We start from the raw sequence: 13,681 nt of genomic DNA on the forward strand, positions 1-13,681 counted from the left end.
GCATTATTAAACCGAAAGTGCTTTATTAAAAACATGGAAAATGAGCCTTAAAGCAGAGATCACGGCATTTTTTGGCGAATTATTTTGCCTGTGGTATGCTTGTTGCCCAATGAGGCAAAGAGATCTAAACTTTATCTGATATCACGTTTATGAAACTAAAACTACGCAGTATATTACCTTTATTAGCAGGTGTGGCTGTTCTTTATTCGGCCTGTACAAAAACAGGAATCAATGTAAAATCCGATCCGTCAACTGTAAAAGCAAGCGATAATGTAGCCAGCTCGGCAATTGCAGATAACCTTGCAAAATCATTAGCCGGTTCATTTGGAGGGGCCAGCCTTAACGACGGTGTTACCCCCTCAACCAATGCTTCAACATCGAAGCTTAAAGTACAGAGTACTTATAGTTGTGGTTTTTATATTGATACCAGCCTGAACCGTGTATTTAACCAGGGCGATACTTTAAAAGCTACCAAAACAGGCGGTACCAAATATTATTTTATTTGCGACGGAAACAAAACTGTTGGTTACGATTCGGTTGATTCACTAAACACGGTAGGCAGCGGCCCGGGTTATTCATTCGTTTATAATATTGTGCAGAAATATAAAGTTAGGGGCCTTAACACCAATAACTCAAACTTCTCGCTTGATGGCCCAATGAAAGCCTATGTTGATAACGAGTATACTAAATACAAAACCTTTAGCAGGGTGCACAATACTTACGTGTTCACTAACCTTTATGTACACGGCAATGATAACTTTGATATCAGCAGCGGTACAGCTACTTTCCGTTCGGAAGGAAAAACAAACGGCGGGGGCTGGGATTATAGCGGCACCATTGTTTTTTTGGGCAACCACAAGGCTAAGTTAACTTTCCTTAATAAAATTTTCTTAATTGATTTACTGACCGGTAAATCAACACCTGCATAATCACGATCTTTCAATCAATCAATTATGCCCTGTGCCGGTTTCCGGTACGGGGCTTTTTTGTGCCTGAAACAATAACTTATTATATTGCCGTCCCAACCTGTTGCTCCCCCTTTAGGGGGCCGGGGGGAATTATGAAACGCCTCTTATCAAACCTAACTTTCCAGGTACTTATTGCCATTGCCCTTGGGGTAGTGGCCGGCTTATACGTCAAAGGATTTGCCCCAACTGCCGAACTCATCAGCAAAACATTCATCAGTCTCATAACCATGCTCATTGCTCCTATCATATTTTTAACCATTGTACTGGGTATTGCCGGCATGAGCGATATGAAAAAAGTGGGCAGGGTAGGTGGTAAAGCTTTGTTATATTTCGAGATCGTAACCACCTTTGCACTTATCATCGGCGTTACCGTAGCCAATATTATTAAACCCGGCGCCGGCTTTGAAAACCATGCAGCAAAAATGGATACCGGCAAATTAGCCGTGTACGAAAAAGCTGCCGCCGAAATGCACTGGGGCGATTTTATTGCCCATATTGTTCCCTCAAACATGTTTGAGGCTTTTGCCAAGGGGGATATTTTGCAGATCCTGTTTTTTGCGATACTGTTTGGCTTCGGGTTAAGCAGGATGGGTAAAAACGGCGAAGCGGTTATCCAGCTATTTGATAAGCTTTCGAAAGTGTTTTTTAATATCATGAAGATAGTGATGAAGGTGGCGCCGATAGGGGCCTTTGCAGGGATGGCTTTTACGGTGAGCAAATATGGCATCCAAACATTGAAGCCGCTGGCCCTGTTGATGGGATCGGTTTATCTGACCATGTTCCTGTTCATATTTGTGGTATTGAATATTATTTGCAGGCTGTTTAAATTCAGTCTTTGGGAGTACCTGAAGTATATCAGGCAGGAGGTCCTGATCGTGCTGGGGACATCCTCGTCCGAATCGGCTTTGCCGGCCATGATGGAGAAGTTGGAAAAATTTGGCTGTTCCAAATCGGTAGTAGGGCTGGTGATCCCTACAGGTTATTCTTTTAATTTGGATGGCACTACCATTTACCTTTCCATGTGCGTGATATTTTTGGCGCAGGTGTTTAATATCCCGCTTTCGCTGGGGCAGGAGCTCACTATTATCGGCATCCTGATGATCACCTCCAAAGGAGCTGCAGGCGTAACGGGGAGCGGTTTTATTGTGCTTACCAGTACGCTTACTGCCATTAAAATAATCCCGGTTGAGGGTTTGGCGATATTGATAGGAGTTGACAGGTTTATGTCGGAAGCACGGGCTATTACCAATGTAATTGGCAATGGCGTGGCCACGATTGTGATTGCGAAGAGTGAGGGAGAGTTTGCCCCAAGGGAATGATTTCGGATTTCGGATTTTCAATTTCGGATTTTGTCTGAACCGGGATTTGACGGATTTTTTTGATTTTCGGGATTTCCCTTCCTGTTCAATCTCAAAATCCGGCAAATCTCATAAATCCTGGTTCAGACAGCGTTAAGGATAGTAGCGGATACCGGCCAATGAGCGTAATGCCCGCAGGCGTATGAGCGGATAGCCTGGGCCGAAGGCAACGCCCGGATCAATATCGAAGATGATTTAGCCCCCGCAAAGGCACTAAGTCGTAAAAGAAATCTTAAGCAGGTACCTTACAATATCATCTTTGCCGGCCATGTCAGGAACTATTTAACAGCGCTTATTCCTGCAACCTGCTACCTCCTCAATCACCTCTAAAGTCACTTTTATGTTAACATATAAATTTAGATTACAATAGGGTTTGACATTCGGGCAAAAACTTTAGCTTTGCCGTACTAAAACGAAAAAACCAATGAGTGTACTCGTAAATAAAGATTCAAAAGTTATTGTACAAGGTTTCACCGGTAAAGAGGGTTCATACCACGCTGAGCAAATGATTGCTTATGGCACTCAGTTAGTTGGTGGTGTTACACCGGGTAAAGGCGGTCAAACCCATTTAGACAGGCCGGTTTTTAACACGGTTAAAGATGCCGTTGTTGCAACCGGTGCCGATGTATCGATCATATTTGTACCTCCTGCTTTTGGTGCGGATGCCATTATGGAAGCTGCCGAAGCCGGCATTAAGGTTATTGTTTGTATTACTGAAGGTATCCCTACAAAGGATATGATTGCGGTTAAAGAATATCTTACCGATAAGGATGCACGCCTGATTGGTCCTAACTGCCCTGGCATCATCACTGCTGATGAGAGCAAAATTGGTATCATGCCTGGCTTTATCTTCAAAAAAGGTAATGTTGGCGTGGTTTCAAAATCTGGTACTTTAACTTATGAAGCGGTTGACCAGGTGGTTAAAGCCGGTTTGGGTATCACTACTGCTATCGGTATTGGCGGCGACCCGATTATTGGTACGCCAACCAAAGAAGCTGTTGAATTATTAATGAACGATCCGGAAACTCATGGCATTATCATGATTGGTGAAATTGGCGGAAACATGGAAGCTGATGCTGCCCGCTGGATCAAAGCAAACGGTACTAAACCGGTTGTCGGTTTCATTGCTGGCCAAACAGCGCCTCCGGGCCGCCGTATGGGCCACGCTGGTGCTATTGTTGGCGGTGCTGACGATACTGCTGCTGCTAAAATGAAGATCATGACCGAATGCGGCATCCGCGTGGTTGAATCACCAGCCGAAATTGGTGCTGCCATGGCAGAAGAATTGGCTAAGTTATAGCCCCCCGGCCCCCTAAAGGGGGAGGCAAGAAAATATATTAAAATCCCGGTTATGATTGGCCGGGATTTTTTGTTTTGGAAAAACTTTTGGGCTCATTACAAACAAGCGTAAATTGAATAGCAGGTAGGATAAATCTGTAGATTCTTTGGTCCTGCAAATTCAGGTTCAGGCAATTTTTTCGTACCTATGTATATGGTCAACAATTTACCTAAGCTTGCTAATACCATCCTGTTAGTTGCAATAGGCTTTATAGCCTCTGCCCAACCCTACAAACCTGCAACCTTCACCGATCCCGAAAGGTTGAAAAAGATCCAGGCTACCTTTCCGGTCATTGATCAATTGTATAAGAAGTACGCTGAAGACAATCACTGGCCTGCGCTGGTTTATGGCATTGTGGTTGATGGTAAGCTGGTGCATACGGGGGGCTTGGGGTATACCGATATCGACGCTAAGATAAAAGCGGATTCCACCTCCGATTTCAGGATCGCTTCCATGACCAAAAGCCTCACCGCTATGGCTATCCTCAAACTCAGGGATGAAGGCAAACTTAAACTGGATGATCCGGCTTACCTGTACATCCCTGAAATGAAGGGATTGAAATATTTGACCAGGGATGCCATTCCGGTTACCATAAAGCATCTGCTTACCCATACGGCAGGATACCCCGAAGATAACCCCTGGGGAGACAGACAGCTTGCCGTAACTGACAACGAACTGCTGGCGCTATATAAAAAAGGCATATCCTTTTCCAATAATCCGGGGCAGGGCTATGAGTACAGTAATCTTGGTTTTGCTACACTGGGATATATCATCAAAAAAGTATCGGGTAAAACATATGAACAATACATTGCGGATAATATCCTGAAGCCTTTGGGTATGAGCCATACCTACTGGGAATATACTAAAGTGCCCGAAAACAAACTGGCCCATGGTTACCGCTGGCTTGACGGCCGGTGGATTGAGCAACCTTTGCTGCATGATGGCGCGTACGGAGCTATGGGCGGCCTCATCACAACCATTGAGGACTTTAGCAAATACATGGCCATACATATGGATGCTTGGCCACCCCGCAACGATGCCGAAACCCTGCCGGTAAAGCGCAGCTCTATCCGCGAAATGCAATATCCATGGGATGTGAATTATTTAACCGTGAATGCCAAAACCACTACCGGCAGGCCTTGTCCCAATGTAAGTGCCTATGCTTATGGGTTGCGCTGGGCTAAGGATTGTGATAACCGGGTATACATTGGCCACACCGGTGGCTTGCCTGGTTTTGGTAGCCAATGGAACATTTTGCCGGAGTATGGGATAGGAATAGTATCATTCGCTAACCTTACCTATGCCCGCGCAGGTTACCCTAATACCCAGGCGCTGGATACCTTACTCGCGCTTTCGGGCATAAAACCAAGGCAGCTTCCGGCTTCTGCCATATTGGAGCAACGTAAAAACGACCTGCTTAAGGTTATAGCTGACTGGAGCAAAGCTAAGGAAAGCGGCATTTTTGCTGATAATTTTTTCATGGATTATTTCCCGGATAAACTGAAAGCTACCGCCGCCGAAACCTTCGCCAAAAAAGGTAAAATAATAAGCACGGGCAATGTAGTTGCCGAAAACCAGTTACGCGGATATTTTATTATCAAATGCGAAAATGGCAACATCAGGGTGAGTTTTACCCTTACACCTGAAAACCCGCCGTTGGTGCAGGAGTTTCATTTTGATGTAGCACAATAAGATTATCCTTCGAAATGTGAGTGAATTAAAATCAGGTTTTCTGTTTTTTCTTTTTAGCTGCCGGGAAAAGTACATTGTTCAATATCAGCCTGTAGCCGGGTGAATTGGGATGGAGCTTTAAATCCGTCGGTGGGTCATTTACAGCATGCTGGTAATCTTCAGGATCATGGCCGCCGTAAAATGTCCATTGACCTTTGCCATATTCACCGTGAATATAGCGGGCTTCGTTGCCGGTTTTCATTTCGCCCATGATGGTAACGCCGGGTTTGAGCATGCTTTTGTTATAGGCCGTAGTTAAGCCCATAAATCCTTTAATCACCTTATCATGATCCTGCGTAAGCATACTGGGCACTACATCCCATTTGGCCGAGAAATCAAACAGCGTAAAGAAATCACGGGTACGGTCAACCTGGCGGGTTGTGGTAACATCGATATTGCTGAAAGAGTGCGAAATGGGGTTCATGTCCAGTGTAAAATTCTGGAAAGCGAAAGTCTGGCTAAAGTCGAGTTTGGATTGCGCGTCCTGGTCGGCGGCATCACCGTCGAACATGCGCTCGCAGATATCGGTATTTGCAGCGGATAGGGCGATATCAAAGGTATCGGTACCTGAGCACATGGCAAACAGGAAGCCACCGCCGGCACAAAAATCGCGGATGTTTTGGGCTACGGCCAGTTTCATTTTTGATACCTTGCTGAAGCCCAGCTTATGGGTCATAGCCTCCTGGATCTTGATATCATCAGTATACCATTGCGCATAACGGAAGGCTCCGTAAAACTTACTGTACTGCCCCGTAAAATCCTCATGGTGCAGGTGCAGCCAATCATACTTAGGCAGTTCGCCGTGGATCACCTCTTCGTCGTAAACTACGTCGTACGGAATTTCGGCGTATTTCAAAACCAGCGTAACGGCATCATCCCAGGGCAGTTTGTTTTTTGGCGAATAAACCGCCATCCGTGGGGCTTTCTCCAGTTTAACCAGGTCCATATTTACTGATGGATCGCTTACTTCGGTAATAATTTCGTTTGCTTTGGCGTCGGCAATAACTTCGTAGCTCACCCCGCGGATCTTGCATTCTTCCTCAACTTTTTGCCCGTACTTCATCATGAAGCTGCCACCACGATAGTTAAGCAGCCAATCAACTTCTTCGCCGTTTTTGAGCACCCAAAAAGCTATTCCGTATGATTTGAGATGGTCTTTCTGCTCATCATCCATAGGGATTAATATAGAAGCGGCCCTTGAGGTAAAAGGTAAAAGGTAAAAGGCGAAGGGTAAAAGGAACTTTAGCTTTATAAGTAAAAGACGAAAGGTAAGAGGTGAAAAGTGTTTGTTGCCTGATTGGTTATTCACGATCCTTGATGATTTGTTTACTGCCGGGTTATCAAATGTAACGAATAAACGGCTAATGTATTTTAACCAATTTTAACACATCGGGGCTTCTGGTATCGGGCGGGTTGTTTTAGTTTTATGGTGCTGTTAAAATCCTTGCCTTAAATGAGCTTATCTGTTATTATTAAAAATATCTTCCTTGCCGTTGTTGTGTTAATATCCTGTTTGCCTGTGCATGCTCAAAGTAGCAATGCAGGAATGCGGCTTAACCGCGATGTGCTAATAAAAAAGCTCACAGAAGCTGATAAAGACCTTGTTTTTAAACAAGACACAGATATCAGCCTGCTGCCCAATTTTGTTGCTGTTGATGCCAACGGAAGCCAGGCCCAGCTAATTGGCAAGCCTGATGAACTTATGATAGTAAAGTGGACTTATGTTTTCAAACCTGATGAAAAGGTAAACCTGATAGAACTGTAAAAACTGGCCTGGTTTGCCAATACGCTGAGCGACCCGGAGGGGCTCGATTGGTTTTTTGCCCAATTAGCCGAACTTGGCAAAGATTATAAAAAGCCAATTTCGGAGATCAAAATGTTTGATTCAAAAAGGAAAGGCGAGATCAGTTACTCGCCTAAAGAGAAAACGCTTACCATGACATTTACACCGTGGTAGTCAATGTTGTTGCACCTCTTTTCGCCTTTTACCTTTCAGTTTTTACCTTTTTCTTTAATCCTCAATTTTATTACCTTTGCCAACTGTTTTCTAAAAAACAAAAACATGAGCAAAGCAATAATCAAAACCGAAAAAGGCGACATGACCGTAGAATTTTACGATCAGGATGCCCCTAATACCGTTGCTAACTTTAAAAAATTAGCAAAATCAAACTTTTATGATAACGTGATCTTTCACCGTGTTATCCCTAATTTTGTGATTCAGGGCGGCGACCCAACCGGTACCGGTGCAGGTGGCCCAGGCTACAAAATTGATTGCGAGCTTACCGGCAACAATCAATACCATGACCGTGGTGTGCTTTCAATGGCTCATGCAGGCCGCAACACAGGCGGTTCGCAGTTTTTCATTTGTCACAGCCGCGACAACACTGCTCATCTTGACCGTAACCACACCGTTTTTGGTAAAGTGATTGAAAATGTTGAGGTAGTTGACGCTATTCGCCAGGGAGACAAGATTTTAACTATCGAAGTTATAGAGGATTAAGTGAATAGTTGATAGGGCGGATGATTTGCCTGTTATTATGGTAAGTCATCCGCTTCATCAATCCGACCAACAAAAAATATATGAATTTACAGGGAATTGTATCAGTATCAGGAAAACCGGGTTTATGGAAAGCTTTGGCACAAAACAAAACCGGCTACGTGCTGGAAAGTTTAGATGCACAGAAAACAAAGCTGATAGCCAACCTTTCTACAGCCAAATTAGCTGCTTTAAGTGAGATCACCATTTTTGGTGTTGAGGATGATATCAGGTTAACTGATGTGCTTGAGCGTATGAAATCGGCATCAAACATACCTGATGTTAAAGCCGACGGCAAAGCATTACGCACCTTCTTTTACGAAGTAGCACCAGATCATGATGAAGAAAAGGTTTACTCATCGGATATTAAAAAGGTAATAGCCTGGTTCCAGATATTAAAGCCGCTTCCGATTTTTGAAGAGGCCGATCCAACCCAGGCACCTGCCCCGGTTGCAGAAGAGCCGGTTGCCGAAGCAGTAAGTGCTGAACCGGAAGCCGAACCTGCTGCCCCAAAAGCAAAAGCTAAAAAAGCCACAAAAAAAGCCGAATAATCGGCTTTTTTTGTGAAATAACGCCGCTTTTTTGCAACTAAAAATTAGTTGCAAAAAAGCGGCGTTATTATTAACTTTATATTTTACTTCAACTGTTGAAGGAATTACCTATAGATATGTAGAAAGGGGATTATTATGATAAATAAAAAAGCATTATCAAAAGACAATGTCAAGACACGAAAAACTAATCATTCGTCTATTATCTGTCCCTAAAGATTTTACATGGGATGAATTGGTCAAAGTATTAAATTCTTTTGGGTACGAAGAGTTAAAGGGTGGGAAAACCGGAGGATCAAGAAGAAGATTTGTTGACGAAAACAAGAATATTATAACGCTTCATAAACCTCACCCCGCCAACATCGTAAAGGGCTACGCAATAAAGGAAATTATTGAACATTTAAAGGTGAAAGGGCATTTAAAAGATGAATGATATCATACAGTATAAAAGCTACTACGCATCGGTACATTTTAGTGCCGATGACGAGGTGTTTCATGGTAAAATTTTAGGTATCAATGATTTGGTTAACTTTGAAGGCACATCTGTAAAAGAACTTAAAGCTGCATTTGAAGAGGCTGTTGAAGACTATATCGATACCTGTAGCACTATTGGTAAATCACCAGACAAAACATATAAAGGTACATTTAATGTCCGTGTTCCTTCAGTATTGCATAAAGAGGCATCAATATTTGCAGCTATTAATAATATCACCTTAAATGAATTTGTTAAAATGGCTATGCATTTTGCGTTGCAACGCAAGGAACAGGTAATCAAAAGATCTGCTGAAGGAGATAAAGAGATAATTGAGATGGTCTAAAACAAAAAAGCCGGGTAATCGGCTTTTTTGTTTTAGATAACTTCTTCTCCTATTCAGTGTCAGTATAAGCATCGCCCCCAATAAATATCATGGTATTGGTTGGGTGTGCAGGTGAGCCCGAAGCACCAAGTGCGAATGATTTTTTGATCACTTTACTACCGTAATTCAATTCGATGGTGTTGCCGTATATTTTATAGGTGCCGCCTTTTCCCCCGGTCTTTTTCCAGGCACTGGCAGCAGGTGTCATGATGCCTCCGTTTGATCCTTGGGTAAAATGGGTATCATCAATAAAATTGATCTTTTTGATGACCAGGGCATTTGTGCCGTTGCCATAATCGCCACCGCTCACTTTTTCATATCCTTTTTTCAGCTTGATATTGCCTGTATATGGATAGGCCGGAAACCAATTGCCGGCGCCTAATTTATAGTCATACGTTTTTCCTTCGTTATTAGTGAGATAAAAAGTTGCGCCCGTTTTTTTCCAGGTTCCCCAGGCTTTGGGGCGGCTGCTTTTGGCGGCTGAAACATCCAGCGTTTCAATTGGCTCATCGCCAACATCAAAGTACTCACCGTTTTTGAATAATACTACGGGTTCAAAGGCAATGGCAGCAGGATAACCACTTACAGCTCTGAAATACCATCCTTCAACGGCCGGGGCCGCAATAATTGATTTGTGATGCGCGCCTCCGTTTTTTGCATCGGCGGTAGTACTTAAATGGAATGTGAAGCCCCAAATAGCAAGGCAAATGGCCAGGTGTTTAACTTTCATATCATTTAGTGTTTTGGTTAACTGTATTAATTAACTAAAACATAAATGATTGGTTTGGAAAATTTGGTTAAGAATGTGTTAAGCATCTTAATCAAGCGCGCCAGTAAGCTTTTTGCCGGTTGAGTCTATACTAATGGTATACCCCCAACCTTCTCCGGATAAAGGCATGCTTATATTATAATCTATGGATAGTTGTTTTCCCGATATACTCAGATCGGGAGAGTAATAGAGCACACCATATTTTTTTAGCTCGCCGGTGATAGTCCTGCTAAAATCACTTTTACTTATAACACCTTTATAAATTATTCTGGAATTGATCTTAAATTCTACTTCCGATATAAAGTCGTGAGTTTGAAATTTCGAGATTCCATAAATATCCAGATATTCCTGTGGTATGCTTATTTTATTATCATAACTACAGTAATGCCTGAATTTTACCGATATAGTATCACCATTATCTGCTATTTCTGTGCTATCCACTTTAATGGTATCCCTATAACTTCTTAATACCTCGCCTTTAATACTATCAAGCTTGGCCCTATTCATACTTTTTAGCCGTTGTAAAGCAATAGGTTTAGGATTGGAGCAGCTTAAAATAAAGTTACACCCACCCGGTATCAAAAAAATGTTTATGAAATAAACTAAGTATTTTGTTTTCATGATGAAATTCAAATACCTGGCTTTAGATCTAAATAATTAGGATTGGGAATAAAATCGCCTTCAATTATTCCTTTTGAATCCACCTTCCACGCACCTTTAATAGCTTGCGACGGCACGTTTGCATCATGCTCAAAGGTGGCGTCTATTTCATACACCCAACCGTTAGGATGATTCAACGCTTCTTTTATTGCGCCGGGCGCTGGCCTTCTTTTTAAAAGTGGCGTTTCCTCCGGAGCAATAATGTCGGTAAGGACTTGTTTCGCGGTAAATAGTTTTTTGAAATTACACATCCATCGCATCATAAACAATAACCTTTTCCCAAAGGTGGCTGCAGTTTTTGATAAACTCCAGGTGGATAGGGTGGGTTTGATACGTGGCTTGCCCGGCCAGGTCGCTGAAAAACATCAGTTCAGACACTGCCCATGAATTATCAACTACATCGCGTTTTTCTGTACTGGCCACAATGCCTACGCGCAGTTTACGAACGGTTTCAATTTTGGCAAGGGTTTTAACGCCTGCTGCTAATTTATCCCGGTCTTCTACCGAGCTGGGGTTTTTAAGCCAGAAAAATACATGGTGGACTATCGGCCATTCTTCTTTTTGTTCTTTCAGGGATATTGCCGAGGCAGTAACTGTACCTGCGGCCAGTGCCGCTGTAGTGGTTATGAATTTTCTTCGGGTTGATTTCATGACAGGTTAAATAATCGCTTTCAAGGTAGCAAGAATTATTTAAAATTTTTATATCCATATGGAAACCAAACTCCCCTCGAAGTGGGCGGCAGGATATTTGGTAAAACATGCCCGGCGTCAAGCGTAGAAACATCAATATTTTCGGTTAGGTTTTTTATAGTAGGGATACCGCCTTTAAATACGTCACGGCTAAGTATCCCAAGCGCATCGTCATAACTGTATGCGGTTATACCACATCCATACCCTAATCCAGGCGGAATATTGTGGCTAAATTCAAACTCAAACCAATATCTCGTAAACTTCGTCGCAGTCATTTCACAGATAGTTATTATAGTATATCAAAACACATCCAAAACATAAAGAAGCACCATAACAGGCAGCACATTTAAAAATATCACAAGTCCGATGTTCTGATCTTGCGCTTCTCTTTGTGCATAGCGGGACAGGAATATGATAAAAACAACATAGTAAATAAGCGGAAAAATAAATATTACAGAAAGCAGCAGCCCGGCAGAACTCATAAGCTGGCCCCATCCCAATATAATTGGCCATATTAACATCCCGATGATTTCAAGAAAGGTGATAACGGAAAGTACTTTTAAGGTTTTGGCTTTGCACATTTTCAGGTAATTGTTTTACCTTAAAAATAAGAAAATGGGGGATTTTATGAAATAGGAAGAAGTAACCTACAAGCACTCCGGCTGCTTACATTCTTCTTCCGAAAATTCGGGTTCAAAAGTGCTGTGGCTGATATCCAGATGCTCCAACCGGTGACGGAGATCATGCTTGATGTTATCAAAATTGGCCATTGAATCGGGGTTGATCACCAGGTGGGCAGTGAGCGCATTTTCAGTAGTGCTGAGTGCCCAAACGTGCATATGGTGCACATCAACCACGCCTTTGGCTTTTTTAAGTTCGGCTTTGATCTTATCCAGGTCCATTTCGGCAGGCACGCCGTCCATTTCCAAACGCAGGCTGGCTGTAAGCAGGCTCCAGGTGCCGCGTAATATCACAAAACCTATTACAAGGCTCACTGCGCTGTCAATCCAGTACAGTTTGGTAAAGTATATGATAATACCTGATATCACAACTCCAAAGGATACTATAGCATCAACAGCCATGTGCAGGTAAGCGCCTTTAATATTGAGGTCGGTATCTTTATCTTTAACAAAAAGCCAGGCCGTAAAAGCGTTAATGCCAATGCCTATAAAAGCAACCCATGCCATGGTACCGCCCGATACCGTTTCGGGGTTCATGAAGCGCGTAATAGCCTCATAAATAATAAAACCAACGGCTGCAAATAATATTACCGCGTTAAAAAAAGATACGATGATGGTCGACCGCTTATAGCCGTAAGTATACTTACTGTTGGCGCTCACTTTGGTGAGCTTAAAGGCAAGCAAAGCCAGCGCAAGCGAGGCCACATCGCTCAGGTTATGGCCGGCGTCGGTTAACAGGGACAAAGAGTGGGTAACAAAACCTGTAATAGCCTCAACCACCACAAACACCGAGTTAAGCACAATTCCCCAAATAAAAGCCGAATTTAAATGATCAAGCTTAGGGGCATGGTCATGGTGATGATGCCCGTGCGAATGTGAGTGCGAATGATCGTGACCTGCTGACATTTAGCAAAGGTAGGGAAAGATTTTAGATGTGCAGATTTTAGATGTGCGGATTCATGTGTTGTTCATAAACCCACCCAAACCCTCCCCTAAAGGGAGAGGGCTTAAAAGGCTTTTTAAAGTCTCCCCTTCAGGGGAGATTTAGAGGGGCTTCTATTCATGATGGTAAGGCTCCCCCTTCATAATGGTATAAGCCCTGTACAGTTGTTCTACAAAAAACAGGCGTACCATCTGGTGCGAAAATGTCATGCGCGAAAGGGAGATCTTATCATTGGCCCGCTGGTAAACCGAAGCATCAAAACCATAAGGCCCGCCTATGATAAATATTAAGTTGGCCGATGTGGTAACTTCCTTTTTGTTGATATAAGCCGCAAACTGGGTTGAAGTAAATTCGGAGCCTTTCTCATCCATCAGGATCACAAAATCAAGCGGGGTGATTTTCTTGAGGATCAGCTCGGCCTCTTTGGCCTTTTGCTGTTCGGGGCTCAGGGCTTTGGTGTTCTTAAGCTCGGGAATTTCGGCAAGCTCCAGTTTGGTATAGTGTTTTAGCCGTTTTACATATTTATCAATGCCTTCCTTCAGGTAGGCATCCTCAGTTTTTCCAACGGTAAGGAACGTGATCTTCATATCTGAAACAAATAA

At 43.0% G+C, this 13,681-nt stretch carries 18 protein-coding genes; 9 read left to right on the plus strand and 9 right to left on the minus strand.

Features of this window, described 5'->3' with window-relative positions:
* The first annotated feature begins 149 nt into the window (after positions 1-149).
* The 4 genes from SNE26_RS28965 (at position 150) to SNE26_RS28980 (ending at position 5,357) form a co-directional block, all read left to right on the plus strand.
* Positions 150-929 carry a hypothetical protein gene (locus tag SNE26_RS28965; RefSeq protein WP_321557281.1) on the plus strand — a complete coding sequence of 260 codons (780 nt, stop codon included), beginning with the start codon at positions 150-152 and terminating at the stop codon, positions 927-929.
* Positions 930-1,060: 131 nt separating this feature from the next.
* Positions 1,061-2,287 (plus strand): C4-dicarboxylate transporter DctA, encoded by a 1,227-nt coding sequence (gene dctA / locus SNE26_RS28970; RefSeq protein ID WP_321557282.1) that lies wholly within the window; start codon positions 1,061-1,063, stop codon positions 2,285-2,287.
* Positions 2,288-2,750: 463 nt separating this feature from the next.
* The gene (gene sucD, locus SNE26_RS28975; RefSeq protein WP_321557283.1) at positions 2,751-3,626 is read left to right on the plus strand and encodes a succinate--CoA ligase subunit alpha; all 876 of its coding nucleotides are present in this window, start codon (positions 2,751-2,753) and stop codon (positions 3,624-3,626) included.
* A 192-nt stretch (positions 3,627-3,818) separates the two neighbouring features.
* Positions 3,819-5,357 carry a serine hydrolase domain-containing protein gene (locus tag SNE26_RS28980; protein ID WP_321557284.1) on the plus strand — a complete coding sequence of 513 codons (1,539 nt, stop codon included), beginning with the start codon at positions 3,819-3,821 and terminating at the stop codon, positions 5,355-5,357.
* 31 nt (positions 5,358-5,388) lie between these two features.
* On the opposite strand, the gene SNE26_RS28985 is transcribed toward SNE26_RS28980, so the two are convergent.
* A complete protein-coding gene (locus SNE26_RS28985; protein ID WP_321560062.1) occupies positions 5,389-6,570 on the minus strand; it encodes an asparagine synthetase B in 1,182 nt (393 codons plus the stop codon).
* Between the two features lie 279 nt (positions 6,571-6,849).
* Here SNE26_RS28985 and SNE26_RS28990 point away from each other — a divergent pair, with 279 nt between their 5' ends.
* The 5 genes from SNE26_RS28990 to SNE26_RS29010 all read left to right on the plus strand — a co-directional run bounded on the left by SNE26_RS28990 (position 6,850) and on the right by SNE26_RS29010 (position 9,298).
* Positions 6,850-7,161, plus strand: coding sequence for a hypothetical protein (locus tag SNE26_RS28990; RefSeq protein WP_321557285.1), 312 nt, complete (start codon positions 6,850-6,852; stop codon positions 7,159-7,161).
* Between the two features lie 297 nt (positions 7,162-7,458).
* On the plus strand, positions 7,459-7,896 hold the full coding sequence (locus SNE26_RS28995; protein ID WP_112575798.1) for a peptidylprolyl isomerase: 438 nt from the start codon (positions 7,459-7,461) through the stop codon (positions 7,894-7,896).
* Positions 7,897-7,976: 80 nt separating this feature from the next.
* Entirely contained in the window at positions 7,977-8,483 is a 507-nt protein-coding gene (locus SNE26_RS29000) for a DUF5606 domain-containing protein (protein WP_321557286.1), read from the plus strand.
* 166 nt (positions 8,484-8,649) lie between these two features.
* Positions 8,650-8,913, plus strand: coding sequence for a type II toxin-antitoxin system HicA family toxin (locus SNE26_RS29005; protein ID WP_321557287.1), 264 nt, complete (start codon positions 8,650-8,652; stop codon positions 8,911-8,913).
* On the plus strand, positions 8,906-9,298 hold the full coding sequence (locus tag SNE26_RS29010; RefSeq protein WP_321557288.1) for a type II toxin-antitoxin system HicB family antitoxin: 393 nt from the start codon (positions 8,906-8,908) through the stop codon (positions 9,296-9,298). Before SNE26_RS29005 ends, SNE26_RS29010 begins: the two co-directional genes overlap by 8 nt.
* 49 nt (positions 9,299-9,347) lie before the next feature.
* Here SNE26_RS29010 and SNE26_RS29015 read toward each other — a convergent pair whose 3' ends face one another.
* From SNE26_RS29015 to rlmH, 8 genes are all read right to left on the minus strand, one after another.
* Positions 9,348-10,067, minus strand: a complete 720-nt coding sequence (locus tag SNE26_RS29015) for a hypothetical protein (protein ID WP_321557289.1) — start codon at positions 10,065-10,067, stop codon at positions 9,348-9,350.
* A gap of 87 nt (positions 10,068-10,154) precedes the next feature.
* A complete protein-coding gene (locus SNE26_RS29020) occupies positions 10,155-10,613 on the minus strand; it encodes a hypothetical protein (RefSeq protein WP_321557290.1) in 459 nt (152 codons plus the stop codon).
* Positions 10,614-10,735: 122 nt separating this feature from the next.
* Positions 10,736-11,017 (minus strand): hypothetical protein, encoded by a 282-nt coding sequence (locus SNE26_RS29025; protein WP_321557291.1) that lies wholly within the window; start codon positions 11,015-11,017, stop codon positions 10,736-10,738.
* The gene (locus SNE26_RS29030; protein WP_321557292.1) at positions 11,010-11,417 is read right to left on the minus strand and encodes a Dabb family protein; all 408 of its coding nucleotides are present in this window, start codon (positions 11,415-11,417) and stop codon (positions 11,010-11,012) included. Before SNE26_RS29030 ends, SNE26_RS29025 begins: the two co-directional genes overlap by 8 nt.
* Before the next feature lie 35 nt (positions 11,418-11,452).
* Positions 11,453-11,731 (minus strand): hypothetical protein, encoded by a 279-nt coding sequence (locus tag SNE26_RS29035; protein WP_321557293.1) that lies wholly within the window; start codon positions 11,729-11,731, stop codon positions 11,453-11,455.
* A 24-nt stretch (positions 11,732-11,755) separates the two neighbouring features.
* A complete protein-coding gene (locus SNE26_RS29040; RefSeq protein ID WP_321557294.1) occupies positions 11,756-12,037 on the minus strand; it encodes a hypothetical protein in 282 nt (93 codons plus the stop codon).
* Between the two features lie 66 nt (positions 12,038-12,103).
* Positions 12,104-13,042, minus strand: a complete 939-nt coding sequence (locus SNE26_RS29045) for a cation diffusion facilitator family transporter (protein WP_321557295.1) — start codon at positions 13,040-13,042, stop codon at positions 12,104-12,106.
* A 150-nt stretch (positions 13,043-13,192) separates the two neighbouring features.
* On the minus strand, positions 13,193-13,666 hold the full coding sequence (rlmH, locus tag SNE26_RS29050; RefSeq protein ID WP_321557296.1) for a 23S rRNA (pseudouridine(1915)-N(3))-methyltransferase RlmH: 474 nt from the start codon (positions 13,664-13,666) through the stop codon (positions 13,193-13,195).
* Positions 13,667-13,681 lie beyond the last annotated feature (15 nt).

This window comes from Mucilaginibacter sp. cycad4 (genome assembly GCF_034263275.1).
Classification (GTDB): domain Bacteria; phylum Bacteroidota; class Bacteroidia; order Sphingobacteriales; family Sphingobacteriaceae; genus Mucilaginibacter.

Coding starts and splice junctions, on each gene's coding strand:
- SNE26_RS28965 (WP_321557281.1), top strand. CDS start 150: ATGAAACTAAAACTACGCAGTATATTACCTTTATTAGCAGGTGTGGCT.
- dctA (WP_321557282.1), top strand. CDS start 1,061: ATGAAACGCCTCTTATCAAACCTAACTTTCCAGGTACTTATTGCCATT.
- sucD (WP_321557283.1), top strand. CDS start 2,751: ATGAGTGTACTCGTAAATAAAGATTCAAAAGTTATTGTACAAGGTTTC.
- SNE26_RS28980 (WP_321557284.1), top strand. CDS start 3,819: ATGGTCAACAATTTACCTAAGCTTGCTAATACCATCCTGTTAGTTGCA.
- SNE26_RS28985 (WP_321560062.1), bottom strand. CDS start 6,570: ATGGATGATGAGCAGAAAGACCATCTCAAATCATACGGAATAGCTTTT.
- SNE26_RS28990 (WP_321557285.1), top strand. CDS start 6,850: ATGAGCTTATCTGTTATTATTAAAAATATCTTCCTTGCCGTTGTTGTG.
- SNE26_RS28995 (WP_112575798.1), top strand. CDS start 7,459: ATGAGCAAAGCAATAATCAAAACCGAAAAAGGCGACATGACCGTAGAA.
- SNE26_RS29000 (WP_321557286.1), top strand. CDS start 7,977: ATGAATTTACAGGGAATTGTATCAGTATCAGGAAAACCGGGTTTATGG.
- SNE26_RS29005 (WP_321557287.1), top strand. CDS start 8,650: ATGTCAAGACACGAAAAACTAATCATTCGTCTATTATCTGTCCCTAAA.
- SNE26_RS29010 (WP_321557288.1), top strand. CDS start 8,906: ATGAATGATATCATACAGTATAAAAGCTACTACGCATCGGTACATTTT.
- SNE26_RS29015 (WP_321557289.1), bottom strand. CDS start 10,067: ATGAAAGTTAAACACCTGGCCATTTGCCTTGCTATTTGGGGCTTCACA.
- SNE26_RS29020 (WP_321557290.1), bottom strand. CDS start 10,613: ATGAATAGGGCCAAGCTTGATAGTATTAAAGGCGAGGTATTAAGAAGT.
- SNE26_RS29025 (WP_321557291.1), bottom strand. CDS start 11,017: ATGTGTAATTTCAAAAAACTATTTACCGCGAAACAAGTCCTTACCGAC.
- SNE26_RS29030 (WP_321557292.1), bottom strand. CDS start 11,417: ATGAAATCAACCCGAAGAAAATTCATAACCACTACAGCGGCACTGGCC.
- SNE26_RS29035 (WP_321557293.1), bottom strand. CDS start 11,731: ATGACTGCGACGAAGTTTACGAGATATTGGTTTGAGTTTGAATTTAGC.
- SNE26_RS29040 (WP_321557294.1), bottom strand. CDS start 12,037: ATGTGCAAAGCCAAAACCTTAAAAGTACTTTCCGTTATCACCTTTCTT.
- SNE26_RS29045 (WP_321557295.1), bottom strand. CDS start 13,042: ATGTCAGCAGGTCACGATCATTCGCACTCACATTCGCACGGGCATCAT.
- rlmH (WP_321557296.1), bottom strand. CDS start 13,666: ATGAAGATCACGTTCCTTACCGTTGGAAAAACTGAGGATGCCTACCTG.